This is a genomic window from Coprococcus sp. RTP21204st1_G4_RTP21204_210225, assembly GCF_040915385.1.
GTDB classification, from domain to species: Bacteria; Bacillota; Clostridia; order Lachnospirales; family Lachnospiraceae; genus Allocoprococcus; species Allocoprococcus comes.
In genome coordinates this window covers 168,375-183,328 of the sequence record NZ_JBCPDP010000005.1, presented here as the reverse complement: position 1 = coordinate 183,328, position 14,954 = coordinate 168,375, and the positions used below count along the sequence as shown (strand labels likewise).

General features: G+C 48.8%; 27 protein-coding genes. All 27 read left to right on the top strand.

The genetic code is table 11. The features are described from left to right. The first annotated feature begins 257 nt into the window (after window positions 1-257). Window positions 258-842, top strand: a complete 585-nt coding sequence (locus AB5213_RS06745) for a hypothetical protein (protein ID WP_368276545.1) — start codon at window positions 258-260, stop codon at window positions 840-842. A 422-nt stretch (window positions 843-1,264) separates the two neighbouring features. Beyond that, entirely contained in the window at window positions 1,265-1,735 is a 471-nt protein-coding gene (locus tag AB5213_RS06740) for a hypothetical protein (RefSeq protein WP_368276544.1), read from the top strand. Between the two features lie 133 nt (window positions 1,736-1,868). Next, window positions 1,869-2,165 carry a hypothetical protein gene (locus tag AB5213_RS06735; RefSeq protein ID WP_368276543.1) on the top strand — a complete coding sequence of 99 codons (297 nt, stop codon included), beginning with the start codon at window positions 1,869-1,871 and terminating at the stop codon, window positions 2,163-2,165. A gap of 97 nt (window positions 2,166-2,262) precedes the next feature. Continuing rightward, a complete protein-coding gene (locus AB5213_RS06730) occupies window positions 2,263-2,652 on the top strand; it encodes a DUF2493 domain-containing protein (protein ID WP_008370769.1) in 390 nt (129 codons plus the stop codon). Between the two features lie 384 nt (window positions 2,653-3,036). Beyond that, a complete protein-coding gene (locus AB5213_RS06725) occupies window positions 3,037-3,306 on the top strand; it encodes a hypothetical protein (RefSeq protein ID WP_368276542.1) in 270 nt (89 codons plus the stop codon). 193 nt (window positions 3,307-3,499) lie between these two features. After that, window positions 3,500-4,132, top strand: coding sequence for a hypothetical protein (locus AB5213_RS06720; RefSeq protein ID WP_368276541.1), 633 nt, complete (start codon window positions 3,500-3,502; stop codon window positions 4,130-4,132). A 112-nt stretch (window positions 4,133-4,244) separates the two neighbouring features. Continuing rightward, window positions 4,245-4,418, top strand: coding sequence for a hypothetical protein (locus AB5213_RS06715; RefSeq protein WP_368276540.1), 174 nt, complete (start codon window positions 4,245-4,247; stop codon window positions 4,416-4,418). Window positions 4,419-4,547: 129 nt separating this feature from the next. After that, window positions 4,548-4,823: a hypothetical protein gene (locus AB5213_RS06710; RefSeq protein ID WP_368276539.1), complete on the top strand. Its 276-nt coding sequence runs from the start codon at window positions 4,548-4,550 to the stop codon at window positions 4,821-4,823. Window positions 4,824-4,940: 117 nt separating this feature from the next. After that, complete coding sequence (locus tag AB5213_RS06705) at window positions 4,941-5,213, top strand: hypothetical protein (RefSeq protein WP_215634430.1); 273 nt, start codon at window positions 4,941-4,943, stop codon at window positions 5,211-5,213. Window positions 5,214-5,342: 129 nt separating this feature from the next. Then, window positions 5,343-5,519: a hypothetical protein gene (locus tag AB5213_RS06700; protein ID WP_368276538.1), complete on the top strand. Its 177-nt coding sequence runs from the start codon at window positions 5,343-5,345 to the stop codon at window positions 5,517-5,519. A gap of 70 nt (window positions 5,520-5,589) precedes the next feature. Beyond that, window positions 5,590-5,868, top strand: a complete 279-nt coding sequence (locus tag AB5213_RS06695; protein WP_368276537.1) for a hypothetical protein — start codon at window positions 5,590-5,592, stop codon at window positions 5,866-5,868. Window positions 5,869-5,983: 115 nt separating this feature from the next. Continuing rightward, window positions 5,984-6,277, top strand: coding sequence for a hypothetical protein (locus AB5213_RS06690; RefSeq protein WP_215634427.1), 294 nt, complete (start codon window positions 5,984-5,986; stop codon window positions 6,275-6,277). Between the two features lie 10 nt (window positions 6,278-6,287). Next, window positions 6,288-6,425, top strand: a complete 138-nt coding sequence (locus tag AB5213_RS06685) for a hypothetical protein (RefSeq protein WP_368276536.1) — start codon at window positions 6,288-6,290, stop codon at window positions 6,423-6,425. Window positions 6,426-6,696: 271 nt separating this feature from the next. Then, window positions 6,697-6,879, top strand: a complete 183-nt coding sequence (locus AB5213_RS06680; RefSeq protein WP_368276535.1) for a hypothetical protein — start codon at window positions 6,697-6,699, stop codon at window positions 6,877-6,879. Between the two features lie 425 nt (window positions 6,880-7,304). Further along, window positions 7,305-7,619, top strand: coding sequence for a hypothetical protein (locus AB5213_RS06675; RefSeq protein ID WP_227120021.1), 315 nt, complete (start codon window positions 7,305-7,307; stop codon window positions 7,617-7,619). Between the two features lie 223 nt (window positions 7,620-7,842). Further along, window positions 7,843-8,130, top strand: a complete 288-nt coding sequence (locus AB5213_RS06670) for a hypothetical protein (protein ID WP_368276534.1) — start codon at window positions 7,843-7,845, stop codon at window positions 8,128-8,130. Window positions 8,131-8,229: 99 nt separating this feature from the next. Beyond that, window positions 8,230-8,487, top strand: a complete 258-nt coding sequence (locus AB5213_RS06665) for a hypothetical protein (RefSeq protein ID WP_368276532.1) — start codon at window positions 8,230-8,232, stop codon at window positions 8,485-8,487. Between the two features lie 129 nt (window positions 8,488-8,616). Beyond that, window positions 8,617-9,330, top strand: a complete 714-nt coding sequence (locus tag AB5213_RS06660) for a DUF2786 domain-containing protein (protein WP_368276531.1) — start codon at window positions 8,617-8,619, stop codon at window positions 9,328-9,330. Window positions 9,331-9,393: 63 nt separating this feature from the next. Next, a complete protein-coding gene (locus tag AB5213_RS06655) occupies window positions 9,394-9,672 on the top strand; it encodes a hypothetical protein (protein WP_227120014.1) in 279 nt (92 codons plus the stop codon). Between the two features lie 366 nt (window positions 9,673-10,038). After that, a complete protein-coding gene (locus AB5213_RS06650; RefSeq protein ID WP_368276530.1) occupies window positions 10,039-10,464 on the top strand; it encodes a hypothetical protein in 426 nt (141 codons plus the stop codon). A 455-nt stretch (window positions 10,465-10,919) separates the two neighbouring features. Further along, window positions 10,920-11,096 (top strand): hypothetical protein, encoded by a 177-nt coding sequence (locus tag AB5213_RS06645; protein WP_368276529.1) that lies wholly within the window; start codon window positions 10,920-10,922, stop codon window positions 11,094-11,096. Window positions 11,097-11,285: 189 nt separating this feature from the next. Continuing rightward, window positions 11,286-12,038 (top strand): transcriptional regulator, encoded by a 753-nt coding sequence (locus AB5213_RS06640; RefSeq protein WP_368276528.1) that lies wholly within the window; start codon window positions 11,286-11,288, stop codon window positions 12,036-12,038. A gap of 21 nt (window positions 12,039-12,059) precedes the next feature. Further along, window positions 12,060-12,620, top strand: a complete 561-nt coding sequence (locus tag AB5213_RS06635; protein ID WP_368276526.1) for a hypothetical protein — start codon at window positions 12,060-12,062, stop codon at window positions 12,618-12,620. 159 nt (window positions 12,621-12,779) lie between these two features. After that, window positions 12,780-13,001, top strand: coding sequence for a hypothetical protein (locus AB5213_RS06630; RefSeq protein WP_118199878.1), 222 nt, complete (start codon window positions 12,780-12,782; stop codon window positions 12,999-13,001). Between the two features lie 70 nt (window positions 13,002-13,071). Next, window positions 13,072-13,329: a hypothetical protein gene (locus tag AB5213_RS06625; RefSeq protein WP_118199877.1), complete on the top strand. Its 258-nt coding sequence runs from the start codon at window positions 13,072-13,074 to the stop codon at window positions 13,327-13,329. A gap of 304 nt (window positions 13,330-13,633) precedes the next feature. After that, window positions 13,634-13,960, top strand: a complete 327-nt coding sequence (locus tag AB5213_RS06620; protein WP_368276525.1) for a hypothetical protein — start codon at window positions 13,634-13,636, stop codon at window positions 13,958-13,960. 115 nt (window positions 13,961-14,075) lie between these two features. Beyond that, window positions 14,076-14,933 carry a hypothetical protein gene (locus AB5213_RS06615; RefSeq protein WP_173700105.1) on the top strand — a complete coding sequence of 286 codons (858 nt, stop codon included), beginning with the start codon at window positions 14,076-14,078 and terminating at the stop codon, window positions 14,931-14,933. Window positions 14,934-14,954 lie beyond the last annotated feature (21 nt).

Below are 14,954 nucleotides of genomic sequence, written 5' to 3'. Positions count from 1 at the left end.
GCGGTTAGGGGGCTTTTTTCATGCCTATTTTTTCTCCGACTTGTCGCTCTGTCTGACAATCCATTCGTGGACCGCTCGAGTCACCATCTGTGACTTTGCCTCGCCCGTCTCGATGGATCGCCTGTCGAGCTCAAGCCAGTCTACGAGAGGCAGTTTTAAAAAGACCAAATGGACGGGAAAGTTCCCATACGTAGTACTATGTTATTGTGCTATACTAGTATCTGTAAGTAACCCGCAATAAATAAAAGGGACTCGATATGGGTATGCAAAGTTACATGGCGACAGTTTTCATGGGCGAACGCGAGATTAGCGGTGCTTTTAAAAGCGGCGACTTTCGATCTAGCCTGAACTTCGCGAGGCGGGAGCTTCGCGGATACGTGCGCTTGGCCGAAAGCATCTATCGACACGAAGTCGTGTTCTATTATTGCCGCAACCTCGACGCTGTAACCGCACCGGTGCTTGACTTCGGTATCCTAACCGAGACGAAGGACCGCGAGAGCGGGCTTGTGGAGTCCAACTTTACCGTTACGGCGACTTACACGAGCGAGGATTTTGTGTCTGATACACGCGCCGCGTTCCTGGCCTTCGCCACCGAGGATTTCGGTATCGATATCGCAAACGAAACGGCAATGCTCATCGATGATCAAATTGCGTCGATGCCGTGGTATAAGCGCTTCGAGATATGGGACTGCCTCGAATCCTACGACATATGCGGCATTGCGACCGCCGATCAGCTCATTGATGCGGTCAGGGAGCTTACCTTTGTACTCGCCGGTGAGCCCATACCTGACGAAGCTGGAAAAAATCACTTTTTCCCAGCTGGACTATATGCCACCAGATAACAATAAAGCCGCTGCCCAAACTAATGTAATTACATTAGTTTGGGCTTGCGATTACCGTGGTTGTTGATTAGATTATACCGCGGTGACATCACCTATATGTCAATTATGGTCTAACAGGGCCTTTTTAAATGAGTCCGCTGGCGCGGACAGAGGGCAGGTTTCCGACAAATCCAACAGCGCTACGAGCCTCACCCAGGGACTCTCCGCGCCATTGAAATTGTCGAAAACCTGCCTACTTCGTTGTAACGATAACAGCCGACGGCTCACGCCCACCATCCGTAATCCACTGGGAACGGTGTAAAAGATATCTCGGAGAGCTATGGAAGGTTAGTTCTCGATCGGGCTGGAAATCATTTCAGAGAAAGCGCCATTCTCGTTAGTTATACTACGGTACTATGGTATGATTTAGTCAAGTTAAGCGGATGGAAGGAAAATCCATGTTTTACAAATATGAGAGCGACTTTGATAATGACCTTATGTTTTGGTCAAATGCTACTGCCGATCTATGGCATAAAGGCGAAATCGGTGAGAGTGATCTGCCTGATGAATTGCTTCATGCTTTAAATGAGTTGTGGACTGATAGCCATCTGGTCTGCTGTTATCTTGTAGAATTCAAAGGGCGTTATGGTGTCGCATTGGAATCTATTTACGATAGGGATTTTGCCGAATCGCTTGGTGTTACATATAGTGAGCTTTTAAAACGTGTCGAGAAGAAAGCAAATTATATTTCTAAAGAATGTCCCCAGTTTGATACACTTTTCGGGAAAGATACTCAAAGCTGGTCTAACGGCGGTGTCGATTCGCAACTTCTTGTAATTGTTCCTTGGGACGAATCGAAAGAGACATTCGAATCTGTGGCTAAGTGGCTTGATTCTATTGTGTATGAAATATAGAACGGTGATTCTAAAGGATAGCCAATTTTGGTTGTCCTTTTTTGTTTAAGATACCTCTCATTCTCGTTAGTTATACTACGGTACTATGGTATACTGTAGGAACGTTAAGCGAGCGGGAGGAAGGAACCCGAATATGAGCCAGACAATTGATACACCCAGTTATACAATCGAGCTTTCGGACGGTTCGATCCGCCCCATGACGGTTAAGGAATTGGCAATCAGGCTTGAGCAGCTGATGTCTGCCGACAAGGGTATTGCCGAGATGCCTGTTGGCCTGTCTGTCGATTCCGAGGGAAACGGCGTCTATGTCCCCCGTGTTTTTGTGCCGAAGGAGGCCGGGGGCGACAATCCGATGGACAAAGTGGTCGGTGTCATTGCCGAAGAGGATCGCGCTTATTATGGTGTTCCCGAGTGCGTTCTGATCGGTTAGGTTGATACGTTGATTGGTACAGGGCACCTCTATGCGAGGTGCCTCTTTTTAGCAATTGTGGCCCTATGGTGTCAACGCCGTTTAAAGGTGGTCTGAAATGTCTGATGTGGAGACGTTCTACTGCTTGATTGTTGGTTCGAGGTCTTTTTCCGATTACGAATTGTTTGTAGCGAAATGCGATCTCCTTTTAAGGAATTGGGGAAGCGTTGTTATTGTTTCCGGCGGTGCGCGAGGTGCAGACGCCTTGGCGAAACGGTATGCCGTGGATCGGGGATATTGCTATATGGAGTTCCCTGCTGACTGGGATACGTACGGCAGGCGTGCGGGGTATATCAGGAATCGTGCGATGCACGAATATATTTCCACCCATGAAAACCGCGGTGTCATCGCGTTTTGGGACGGAAAGAGTCGTGGAACCCGCCAGAGCTTTTCGCTTGCCGGATCATACTCCAACCCTCTTAGGGTTGTTCATGTGCCTGTAGCTTAAAACGGAGTCCCTTTATTGAGCCTTTGAAAAATGTGTATCGGCAAGTCCGATACTTTTTAATGAGTCCGCTGGCGCGGACAGGGGGCGAGTTTCCGACAAATCCAACAGCGCTACGAGCCTCACCCAGGGACTCTCCGCGCCATTGAAATTGTCGAAAACTCGCTGACTTACTCCGGAAGACCCCAGCCGACGGCTCACGCTTCGCGTGACCGCGCGCACCATCCGCAGTCTACTTGGAACGGTATTAAAGAGAACTCGGGGAGATGAAGAGGGTCGATTCTCGGTCGGGCTGAAAGTCTTTTCCGAGAAATCACCATTGTCGATAGTTGTACTACAGTACTATGGTATACTGTAGGCACGTTAAGCACAGAGAAAGGAATTGGTATGTGCAAGCCTGTTTATGCTATCGACACGCCTGCTGGACGGATCGGGATTTTCGAGGGCGATGAGAGTGAGGATTTTCACGGCATCAGGATTTTCTGGATTGACGAAAACGATGCAGTGATCGACCTTATCGCCATGATTGAGGGGGAGAGTGCAAACTACCTTGAGTGTAACTGCCCCGCGTTTGTGACTTACGGGTATCGAGCAGATACAGAAGAGCCGATTCCAGTTCCATTTTTCGTTAAATCGGCTACTGCTAAAAGCGAGTAGGCGATCTGGCCTGTGCGCTTTAACGCGTTCTTATGAAATGCGATAAGGCGTTGTCGGATTGATATAAAGACATTGAAGGGCGACCGTTCCCGATCGCCCTTTTTGTTTAAGCTATTTTTCATTCTCAATGATTATACTACGGTACTATGGTATACTGTAGGAACGTTAAGCGAACGGGAGAAAGGAACCCGAAATGGCAATTGAAGCTACAGGCGTAGAGAACGTTATGGGGGAAGTCGCCCATTTTTGGCAGCTTCGCAAGTTTCAATTTATCGAGGAAGCTATTGATTTTTGGATGGATGCTGTTGCTCCGAAAGCGTGCTTGGGTGATGAAGATCCAGATCTTCGTACGGCACTTACGCTTAATCAGTACTTTACTGAATGGCTTCTGTTTGAGATGCCCTATCAGGAGAGTACTCTTGTTGGAATAACGGCACTGCGTGATGAAATCAGCGCGGAATCGAGGGATGTGCTGAAACAGATTGCCGAGACGCAGCGTTTCAGCACTTTCAAGATGCAGTGGCTTAATCCAGATACCTCTATGGTGCAGTTGCGCGATGTGTATAGCGGAAAATGCTATATCGTGGAAAACGCACACCTTGCCGATAAGGCCGGTTGGCTAGAAGGTACGGTTTCCTGTCGTATCGCCTATGTTGACGGGGGCTGGTGCTGCCCGGGAGAGGTGTTTCTGCACGACACGGTCGAATGGGACGAGGTCGATCAGAGCAATTACGTTTCGACTGATTCATATGGCTATTATGTCGGCCTGTGCCGTGAAGTTCTGGGCATCAACGGGAAATATCAGAAAAGCTGTCGCTTACCCTAATCTTTTAAATAGGGGAGATCTAGGTTTGGTCTCCCCTATTTTCATCTGCTGATAAACATACTACGGTATTATGCTGTAATAACATCATGTTAAGCACAGAGAAAGGAACATTATGGAAAGCAATCAGATGCTTTGGGATATGCTGAAGTCGCATATTGGGCATCAGGTGTGTATCGCTGCCTATGGCGACACGGATGATCCGATGGATATTTGCCTTGAATGTGAAGAGTGCGGAGAGGTCATTCTTGATGCAAAAATCTATACCGTTGCCGCAAGGGAAAAATAAGATTGGCGGTGCATATAGTTTTTTCGATACGTCCCTTCGGGGGCGTTTTCATTAGATTTTACGGTTCCAAGAGCGACATACTATGGTATACTATAGGAACGTTAAGCGAACGGGAGAAAGGAACCCGAAATGGCAATTGAAGCTACAGGGAATGGCGAGTTTAACGCTAGGGACGCAAGGCGCATAGCTTCACGTTCTGAGAACCCTTATATTTCAAGGTTTGAGAAGGAGATTAAGCAGGCCGCGAAAGATGGTGATCGAGGTGTCTTGCTGTGCTATACGGATTGCTGCTCAAATGCCCATGCTGCATTGGCCGTGCTTGAAGGTAGGGGATTCACGATTGTGAGACGCAGTGAGAACATCGGCGGTGTCATGCAGCATCCCGCCTATTACGCCGAGTGGTAGATAAGATCGGTATAGGGACGGTTTGATGGGAACGTCCCTATTTTATTTTCGATTTTGATACAGTAATGTCGTAGTACGGTGGTATTACGTTAAGAGAGCGGGAGAAGGGGACCTGGGATGTATATTCTAGTCAACCACACGAAAGACTGGGGAATTATGGAAGTGGGCAGGTTCGACATGCGGCAGGATGCCGCAAGAGAAATTGCCAAGGGTATTCGAAATGTCTTTGAGATTGAAGTCGATATTGATGAGTTTCTTTCGCTGGAGCGAGATTATGATAACGGCGATTTTCGAATGAATGAAAAAGGCTGTCGAATTTGGTTTGATAACTATACTTGCTACTGCGAGAGCGATAGCCATACAGAGGAATGGTTGATTTTGCCTGTCTGATGCTTTGGAATTAAATACCAGTAGAGTAGTTTGTGGCGATCGGCAACGGTCGCCCTTTTTGTTTAAGCTATTTCTCATTCTCGTTAATTGTACTACGGTACTATGGTATACTGTAGGAACGTTAAGCGGATGGGAGAAGGGAACCCGAACATGATTGACGTCACCGAAATCAACCTTGATGCGATTCGCTCGACAATTACGTTTCTATCCGAGAACGAGGAGTACGGTGACGATTGGTCGGAGGAGATCGCAACCTTAGATAAGGTGATGGATTTCTGCCTTGAGCATGGTCACAGGGACGAATAGGTAGACATTGGATAGGGCAGCTTAACAGGATGTTCCATCTTATGGTAAGTTTCGGGTGAAAGGCTGATGCATGGAAAGGGTAATCGGATATACGGAGTCGTTCTTTTTATCTGCGATGCAGTTTATTTCTGAGTGTGCTGCGAAGAGAAAGGAGATCCTTGATGCCGCGAAGGACACGGCAGATGATACAGAGCTTCCCGATATAGAAGCGCTTGTAGAGGATGCGCTTTTCTTCGGTCCGGACGAAGATGGATTATGCTTCAATTTGACTGATAACTATGATTCCGATCGACTGTTTGTCTGTACGATGATTGATTACGGGGAGGGAATCATTTTAGATGCTGCATAGGAAAAGGGCGATCGGTAACGGTCGCCCTTTTTTGTGGAAAAATCTTATCTTATCCGTAGTACTACAGTACTGTGGTATACTAACCTTACGTTAAGCGCAGAGAAAGGAACCTGGGATGAAAAAAAGCGTGATGTATTCCGAGACGCGGACGTGGTTTTTTGATCTGGATATGGCAGAGGGAGCTGATCTTGACGAGGTAATGAGTGTCTTGAAGGGTACGGACGGGTTTTATCGCTATGTTGATGATGGCACGTCAGAAGAGATTGAGTGCGAGTGGAGTGAAGTTCCGGAGGACTGGCGTGGGAAGGGCGATCCGGATTATACCGAGGAGTTCCGCGAGGTTGCCGAGAGGGAGCTTGATGGGAAGGAAAGGCATATGGTATTGTCTGCGCTCGTGAAAAAGGGCTGATAGTGTAACGATGGACGGCATTTCGGAAAGCGAGGTGCCGTTTTTATTTTTCAAGGCGGCGGATCGCGTGCAAGGGCTTTTCGCATCAAAACTTTGGTTTCTCAGCGACAGTACTATGCCGCTGTGGTATGATAATACTATCATATAATACCAATTCGAATACGGGGGTTACGATGGATGTCACTTGGCTGGTTGATGAATATCTCGGTAATGGCAAGGCAAGGCACGCGGCGTTCAGTTCGAAGAGACGCGCGATCGAGGTTGCGGGAAAGAGTTGCGATCATTCGAGTAAGGTCATTCTTGTCGAATGGACGTATTGCCGCCCCCTGAGCGTCCAGCAGTTATTTCCTGTTAGGACGGATCCTGTTGTGTATGAAAGTTCCTCGGTTTACGCGATTTCCTAGAGACGGAGTTACATCATGAAGGACGTAATCAAGCGCAAGACTGCGATCAACGCCAAGGACTTCGCTGGGGTTTACGGTTGCACGGATTTTGTCGGTGCGGGGCATACCAGTCGAATTGCAGCCGAGAAGCGTAAAGAAAAGCGCCGCGCTAGGCGTTCCGTGAAACAGGCACTTCATCAGGGTGTCTATGATTTTTAAGAGTTTTAGTCAAGCGGTACTGACAGGACGATTGAATTGTCCCGTCAGCACCGTATTTTTGTAGAAGGGTAATTCGTGCTGGCGATTCTGGTGATTTTCCATTGAGTCCGCTATCGCGGACAGGGGGCGAGTTTCCGACAAATCCAACAGCGCTACGAGCCTCACCCAGGGACTCTCCGCGCCATTGAAATTGTCGAAAACTCGCCGACTTACTCCGGAAGACCACAGCCGACGGCTCACGCTTCGCGTGACCGCGGCGGCAAACGCAAATACTTGAAAGGTTGTAAAGAGACAGCCGGGAGACAGAGGGTCGGTTTTTGCAGTTAGAGCAAGTAAAACTTTTCGGATGATCAGTTTTCGGCGATGCACCTATCTTACTATGGTATACTATAGGAACGTTAAGCGTACGGGAGAAAGGAACTGAAATGGGTTATTACGTTCGCATCGCGGAAACCGCTTCGAACTTCAAGATTAAGAAGGAGAATTTCGAACGCGGTTATGAAATCATGTGCGACCTTAACAAGTTGTTCAATTCGTCTTGCGGCAGCCTTGTTGAAGTTCTCGAACTGCTCGATTTTGGGGTCGAATATGACGACGCCGGAAACATTTCCGGATTGTCGTATGACGACAAGTCGGGGTGCGAGGAAACTTTTCTCAATGCATTGAAGCCCGTTATCGAGGAAGGGTCTTATCTCGTGTGGGTCGGCGAGGAAGGAGAGGTCTGGGAAATGGTTTTCTAGTCTGCTGTGTAAAGAGCGTCCAGACGGTGCGGACAGGGAGCGAGATTCATCTCGTTTCCAATACACGCGAACTTTTTGTTGGCACGATTGAACGATAAGGTTCTTAAATAGGCATCCGGTTGGGTGCCTATTTATTTTGGGCAATTTGCTATTTACGATCTCGGTACTACGGTACTACGGTATACTGTAGGAACGTTAAGCGAACGGGAGAAAGGAACCCAAAATGACAGAAGCAGAACTCCGCGCTATGATTGATGAAGGTAAGCCACTTAGCGAGATCACATCGGAAATGGCAGCTGGGGAGTATGACGTTTGCAGTCGTGAAACCCTCTTGAGCTATGCGATTAGTGAGATCGAAAACGATAGGCTGTTTCTTGCGCGTCATATTCTTGACGCGGTGGATAGTGGCGAGTATGCAGATTTCTATTTCTATGACATAACGATGGGAACGCTTGACACGCCCTTGGCGATTGAGGGCATCGGGGATCTTGTTGACCGTATCGCCGAGTAGTCGAAATAAAGGGCGATCGGCTGCAAACACCATTTGCTATTGGACGCGAAGAACCCGTATAGCAATATATAGGCCAGTGATATATAGAACGGAGACAATATGTTTGCACACATTTATCGTGCGGATGGGCGAGAGGAAGATATTGAACTCGATTATTGCTACAGTGACGAGGAAGTGGCTATCGCCGTTTGCGAGGACGGGGACTTTGGTAGCGGCGATCGGGCTATTGTGTGCGTTACCAGATGGGACAGCACACGGAAGCGGTTCATGCACCGCATGGTTCGTGTTGCGGTAAAGGGCAATGAGATTCATCTCGTTTCCAATACCGATGATCGTTTCGTTGGCACGCTTGAATGATAAGGTTCTTAAATAGGCATCCGGTTGGGTGCCTATTTATTTTGGTTCAATTTGCTATTTACGGTCTTAGTACTACGGTACTATGATATACTTAAACCACGTTAAGCGAACGGGAGAAAGGAACCCGAAATGGCAACGGTGAACGACAAGATTAAGAAGATCCTCGCTATGATTGACGGAGCCACAACGGAGGGCGAAGCACGAGCGGCATCCCTTGCGCTTCAGCGTCTTCTTGTAGCCAACGACATGACGCTTGACGAGATTTCATTATCCGATGATGCACCCGAGATCAATGAGACGGGCGAAGATGTCGGTAAGCGCGTGGCGATCTGGGTGAAGGCGTTAGCGCATGTCATCGCCAGCAACTATCGTTGCGAGTCCTATTTTCATGTACGCCATGAGCGTGATTTTTGGACGAATCGTCAAAAGATTACGAGCAAGCAGGTTGTTTTCGTTGGCGAAGCAGAGGACAGCGTGGTCGCGGCAGGCTGTTTTCGTGCCACTAGGCATGCAATCGAGAGGTGCTTTACGTCATATGTGGAGCGCCGTTTCCATGAGACGGGAGTGCGTATCGGAAAGCAAAGCGGAAGCAAGAACAGCTATTGTCTCGGTTTTGTCGAGGGTTTGAAACAGGCTTACGGCGAACAGGTGGCGGCGGACGAATCTTTCGCGCTTGCGGTTGTCGTTCCCGAAAGTGTCACCCGTTTCATTAACGAACAGCATGACATTAAGACGGAGCCGAAGCAGCGCTATATCGTCTCGCAAGATACATCCATCCATGATGCAGGAGCTGAGGATGGATACGGTTACGGTAAGGGAGACCGAATCGCCGAAGTAGCCTAACTGATATAAGGGTAGAGGGGATCGCCCCTCTACCCGATTATGTTCATAGGGGGTTTTCATATTATGGGAGTTTGCAAGTATCTCGATCTTTCGACCTCGCATCTAAGCGCAATGGGGAGACTGTTTCTCGCTAATCCGGAGAAGTTCGAGAAACAGGGAGAGGTAGTTGTCTGCCCGAAAAGCTATGGGTGGATTATTCTCTATTGGGAAGATGTCTATGGGAAGGACATCCCAGGCTGCCTACAGGACATTTTCAGGTTAGCGGATAAGGAGAATTGCAATTTAGTGGTTCTCGATCGGGACGCAGAGGTACTGCCGTCTTTGCCTACATATAGTTGGTAATTATGCTGGGCGATCCGAATAGGAGCCCAGTTTTTTTTGCGAGTCCGCTGGCGCGGACAGGGGGCGAGTTTCCGACAAATCCAACAGCGCTGCGAGCCTCACCTAGGGACTCTCCGCGCCATTGAAATTGTCGAAAACTCGCCGACTTACTCCGAAAGACCACAGCCGACGGCTCACGCTTCGCGTGACCGCGGCGACAAACGCAATTACACGAAAGTCTTCAAAGGTACATCAGGGAAAAGGAAGGTCGGTTTTAGCGACCTGAACAGGGAAATCTTTTCAGGAATACCGGTTTTCTCAGCAATGCACCCCTGTCCACTATGGTATACTATAGGAACGTTAAGCGAACGGGAGAAAGGAACTGAAATGGGTTATTACGTTCGCATCGAGGAAACCGCTTCGAACTTCAAGATTAAGAAGGAGAATTTCGAACGCGGCTATGAAATCGTCTGCGACCTCAACAGGCACGACTACCTCAAGCACGGCGGGAAGTTCGGCGGCGACTCGACGCCTAAGCCTGCAGATTCCAAGTCGTGTGCCGGCAATCCAGACGTCTGGTTCTCGTGGATGCCTTGGAACTATGACGAGCTGTGCTGCAATCTTGTTGAAGTTCTCGAAATGGTCGGTTTCGGGGTCGAATTTGACGATGCCGGAAACATTTCCGGATTGTCGTATGACGACAAGACGGGGTGCGAGGAAACTTTTCTCAATGCTTTGAAGCCCGTTATCGAGGAAGGGTCTTATCTCACGTGGGTAGGCGAGGAAGGAGGGGAATGGGGAATGGTTTTCTAGCCTGTCGAGGAAAGGGCGACCGATAACGGCCGCCCTTCTTTGTATCGGCGATGCCGATTTTTGGTCGAGTCCGCTAGCGCGGACAGGGGGCGAGTTTCCGACAAATCCAACAGCGCTATGAGCCTCACCCAGGGACTCTCCGCGCCATTGAAATTGTCGAAAACTCGCAGACTTGCTCCAAAAGACTCCAACCGACGGATCACGCTTCGCGCGACCGCGGCAGAAAGCAATAGAGGCTGGAGGAAATGAAAAAGGACGATCATAGAGTACATCGCCTGTCGAAGCAGACATGCCCTCTGGTCTCCACTGGGAAGCGGTAAGGCGGTTCCGTTTCTTTCATAGCTGATCATCGGGCTGTTAGCAGACAGACGGAGCGCCAATTGTTTATTTAGAACAGTAGTACCATGGTATTGTGGTATACTTTAGTCACGTTAAGAACAGGGAAAGGAACTGGTATGTTTACCGAAAATACAGTTTGGAAAGCCGTGGAGCGGCTGATCAACGCCAATGCCGATAACGACAGCGATGGACTAAGTCCGTACGAATCCGGCTATATCAACGGATACAATGACGCTTTAGTCAATTTGCTCAATGCGCTGAATATTGAGCATGATTTTCACCATTTTGATTAGGTTTCTGTTGCGGGACGATCGTAATGGTCGTCCCGTTTCTAAGCAGATACTTTTTCATAGTGCGAGCCGGTACTACTGTACTATGGTATACTATACCTATACGTAAACAAGAGAAAGGATGTGGCGATGGGGACGAATTTTGCGGTCGCGCCCGGTGAATATCTACAGGAGTGGATCGATGGCAACGGAATGTCCGTTGGGGAGTTTGCGGTAGAGTTGGGCGTTACTGTTGCCGAGATTGAAGATCTCCTGACTGGAAAGGAAGCCATCGGAAGGGAAATTGCCTGTCAGCTCGAACGGGTCACCTCTATTCCATCTGACAGCTGGATCCGGTTCGAGCTGAAATATCGTGAGGACCTGAAACGGATGTCCATCGGATCAGAGGAATCCTGCACTTCCTCCATTCATGACGAGCTTGCGAGTCTTTTCAGGCAAGGAGGTCGGTCATGGGTGCCGGTTTATCTACTGATGAGGGACGTGTCGGAAAACGAGCTGTATAAACCGGAATACAGTTCATTTTCCGCTTGGCTTAAAGACGAGGCGGCACGATGCGGCGTAACGGAGACCTTGTTGTGGCAGCGCAAAAGTGCCGGCGATTTCTATCATGAGTGGTCTAGCGGAAAAACAGGTGTACCGAGTCTCGAAGATGGAAAACATCTGTCTGAGCTAAATCTTAACCTCGTGCGCAAGATTGCAAAAATCGATCCTTCCCGTGGCGACGAGTTGATGTATGAAATGATCGAAGCCGGTTTAAGCACGAAGATGCTCCGAAGTGAATGGCGGGCAGTCAGGAGCCATGAGGACGGCAAGGGCATCGGCGATGCTACGAAAACGTGTTATGCCGATGCAGTTGGAAGAAAGATTTCATGCTCCGATTCGGAGACTTTCGAAGAAATCGTTAATATCCTGCGATCCGCAGGATATGAGGTTTGCGGCGTTTAGCGAAAGGAAAGGAAGGTTGATATGGCCAATTGGATTAAAGCCATATATTTCGTAGTTATTTTGGCTTGGGTGATTTACGCGTTGAGTGACGATGCGGTGAAGTACAATTCATTCCCAAGGCGATTCGGTCTGTCTGTCGCCCTGACTGTCATCATAGGATTGGCCGGCTTTGCTTTATGGCATGCAGCTGTTCCTACGAGTATCAAATTGCTCAGCGAAGATTCCGAGGTCGCTGAGAGCCATTCCCTGGCTTCGCTCAAGACCGGATCTCACCTCGACGGCAAGGCGGCGCTCTCCTTCGGCTACCTCACGGAACAGGATGAGTATGTCCTGATGGTGAAGCAGGATGACGGTGGCTATCGGAGGATGAGTTACCCGGTTGATAATGCGGTAGTGTATGAGGATGCGGAAGCCGATGATGCGAGGGTCGAAGTAGTCGATCAATATGTGGTCATCCGTGAAACCTACGAGTTTCCTATAGTAGGTGAGTGGACACGCGATCGACGAGAGTTCTCAAAGTGCGAGATACGCATCCATGTTCCCGCAGGAAGCATCGCGCAGGGTGAATATGACATTTCCTAGCTGTTTGCAAATGCAGCAGAGTCCGTAAAATAAAGATTTTGAATGGCGATCGGTGACGGTCGCTATTTTTGTTTAAACTATTTTTTATTCTCGTTGGTCATACTACGGTATTGTGGTACGATAGCCTTACGTTAGGCGGTTTACAGAAAGGGTTATTCCATGTCCGATAAGTGCATTTTTTTGGAAACCATGTTCGATGACTTCACCCCAGATTCCGTGAGTCGTGAGGAGCTGATTTCCATCCTTCTCGACGATCTTATGGTTGTTGCAAGGGATAACCTGTCGATCGAGTATCTTGAGAATGGCGGGGATGAGGAGGAAGCGCTCAAGTCGTTCAATGTCGAGATGCGCAAAAACCTTGAGAAGCGAATCATCGCGTAGTTAAGCACCAAGTGCCCGGCGCTAAAGTATCTGGTGTCTGGCGCTTGATAAATTGGAGTAAAGAGACAGCATGGCACAGAAGACTTTTTTCGCTGTCAAGGATTTAGATGGCGACGGGAAGCACTATTGCGCGGTTGCTTTTGAAAGCAAGTTGGCGCGGGAAGCTTTCTGCGAGCTGAATGGATATGAACCGGTTTTGGTCAAGTGGGCACTCGATAATCTTGCTGTGAGTGTCTACAACGATATCCGACACTACCCGAATATCATCGTAGACAATTCCTTGCGCAAACCGATCGGATTTGTTCTTGAAGATGGATCGATTAGCTAATTAGCTAGGGTGAAGTTAATGTATTTCACTACATACATATTTGATCTAGCTTATGAAAGGGGAGAGCAGAAATGCGCCCCCTTTTTCTTGGAAATCAATCAGCGACCGCAGGGAGCGGATCATAGGTGCCGTCAGGCACCGCAGGAATAGCGGATTGTTGGCAAATCGCCGTGCGTATCGCTTGATCGTGACGTTCAAGGTTTGGGGCGAGGAGTTTCCAAGTATGATTTTGAACTTTCTCAGCGATAGTACTAGAGTACTATGCTATACTATCATCATGTTAAGCACCTAGAGGGAGGAACCCATGATGAACGGTAAGCATCGCGCCCCGAGAAAGTATACGCATATTGAGAAGATTCGTATCATGAACGACGCTGTCGTATTCATGTTTGGATGCATGACACTTGTCTGTGAGATCAGGGTAGGTAGTTTCCTGTTCTTCGAGATGAACGTAATCCTGCTTCTTCTGGGAACGGCCGAGATCTGCCTTGCATGTTTCATGTACTACCAGGAGTTTATGCTTCCCGAAGTTAAGGCGTGTCGCGAGCGCGAAGCAAAGCGCCGCGCCGAACGCCTTATGCGTCAGGCTGAACGCGATGTCCGTAAAGAGTGGGCCCTCTACGACAAGTAAGGCCCTGAAGAAAGAATCGATTCAAAAAGGAGTTCGGGCGAGCGGGCTCCTTTTTCGTTAACGATATATTACACTATGGTATATTGGTACTATCCGATTATAGGAAAGGAGCTTTATGTATGGAAAGCGCTTTGTGACCGGAGATCGGCAGAAAGCCTGCCTGTTTGAACAAAAGGGTTCATATATGGCGAGCATCAAGGATTCAAATGGGCAATTCAAGACGTTGCAGCTCGGAACCAATCGACCCGTGGCGTTCAAGCAGTTTTTCGCTGCCGCGTCCGCTGCCGGATACGACATGCGGTCCGTTGCCAAGGAACAGGGAGTAGATCCGGAGGTGAAGCTGAATCGGGAACAACGCCGAAAGCTTGAAAAGGAAAACCGCCATATGAGCAATAAGGCAAAGAACCGAAAGCAAAGTGAAAGGCTGCCTGAAAGCGAAATGAGCGGACGGGAGGCGCAAAAGCAACCTCCTGCCCCACAGGAACCTGAGGCTCTATGCGTGCTTGAACATGGATGCTTGACAAGACACCAGACGTCTCACGGTAGGTTTCTTTTCACCTACGCGCCGGCAGACGGCAGTGACGAGGTGGTCAAGAGTGTTCGCGGGCGACGCTCTGAGATCGTCGCCAGTTTCAATGAGTGGTACGCGGAGCAGGAAAAAGCTCATGAGGAGTCGCCCAAATGCCCTGCAAAAGTCTCATGCGGACATGAGGCTGATTCTGTAAGTTCAGATGCGAAAAAGGAGAATTCCGTTATGTCTGGAAAAGAACGCAACGACACGGAAAACAAGATCGACTCGACAGACGAGACCGTGTTTTCGATTATGGCAAACGGTCCGGAAAGCTCGAAACCGATCATGGCGTTCCGAAGTAGAGAAGATGCAGCTTATTTTCTAGAGTGTCTTCAGCAGGCATCGGGAATAATGGGAGGGGATACCACCTACAGTATCGTTGATCTCATTTTAAAGAATTGAAGGAATTGGGAGCGGAGAGGG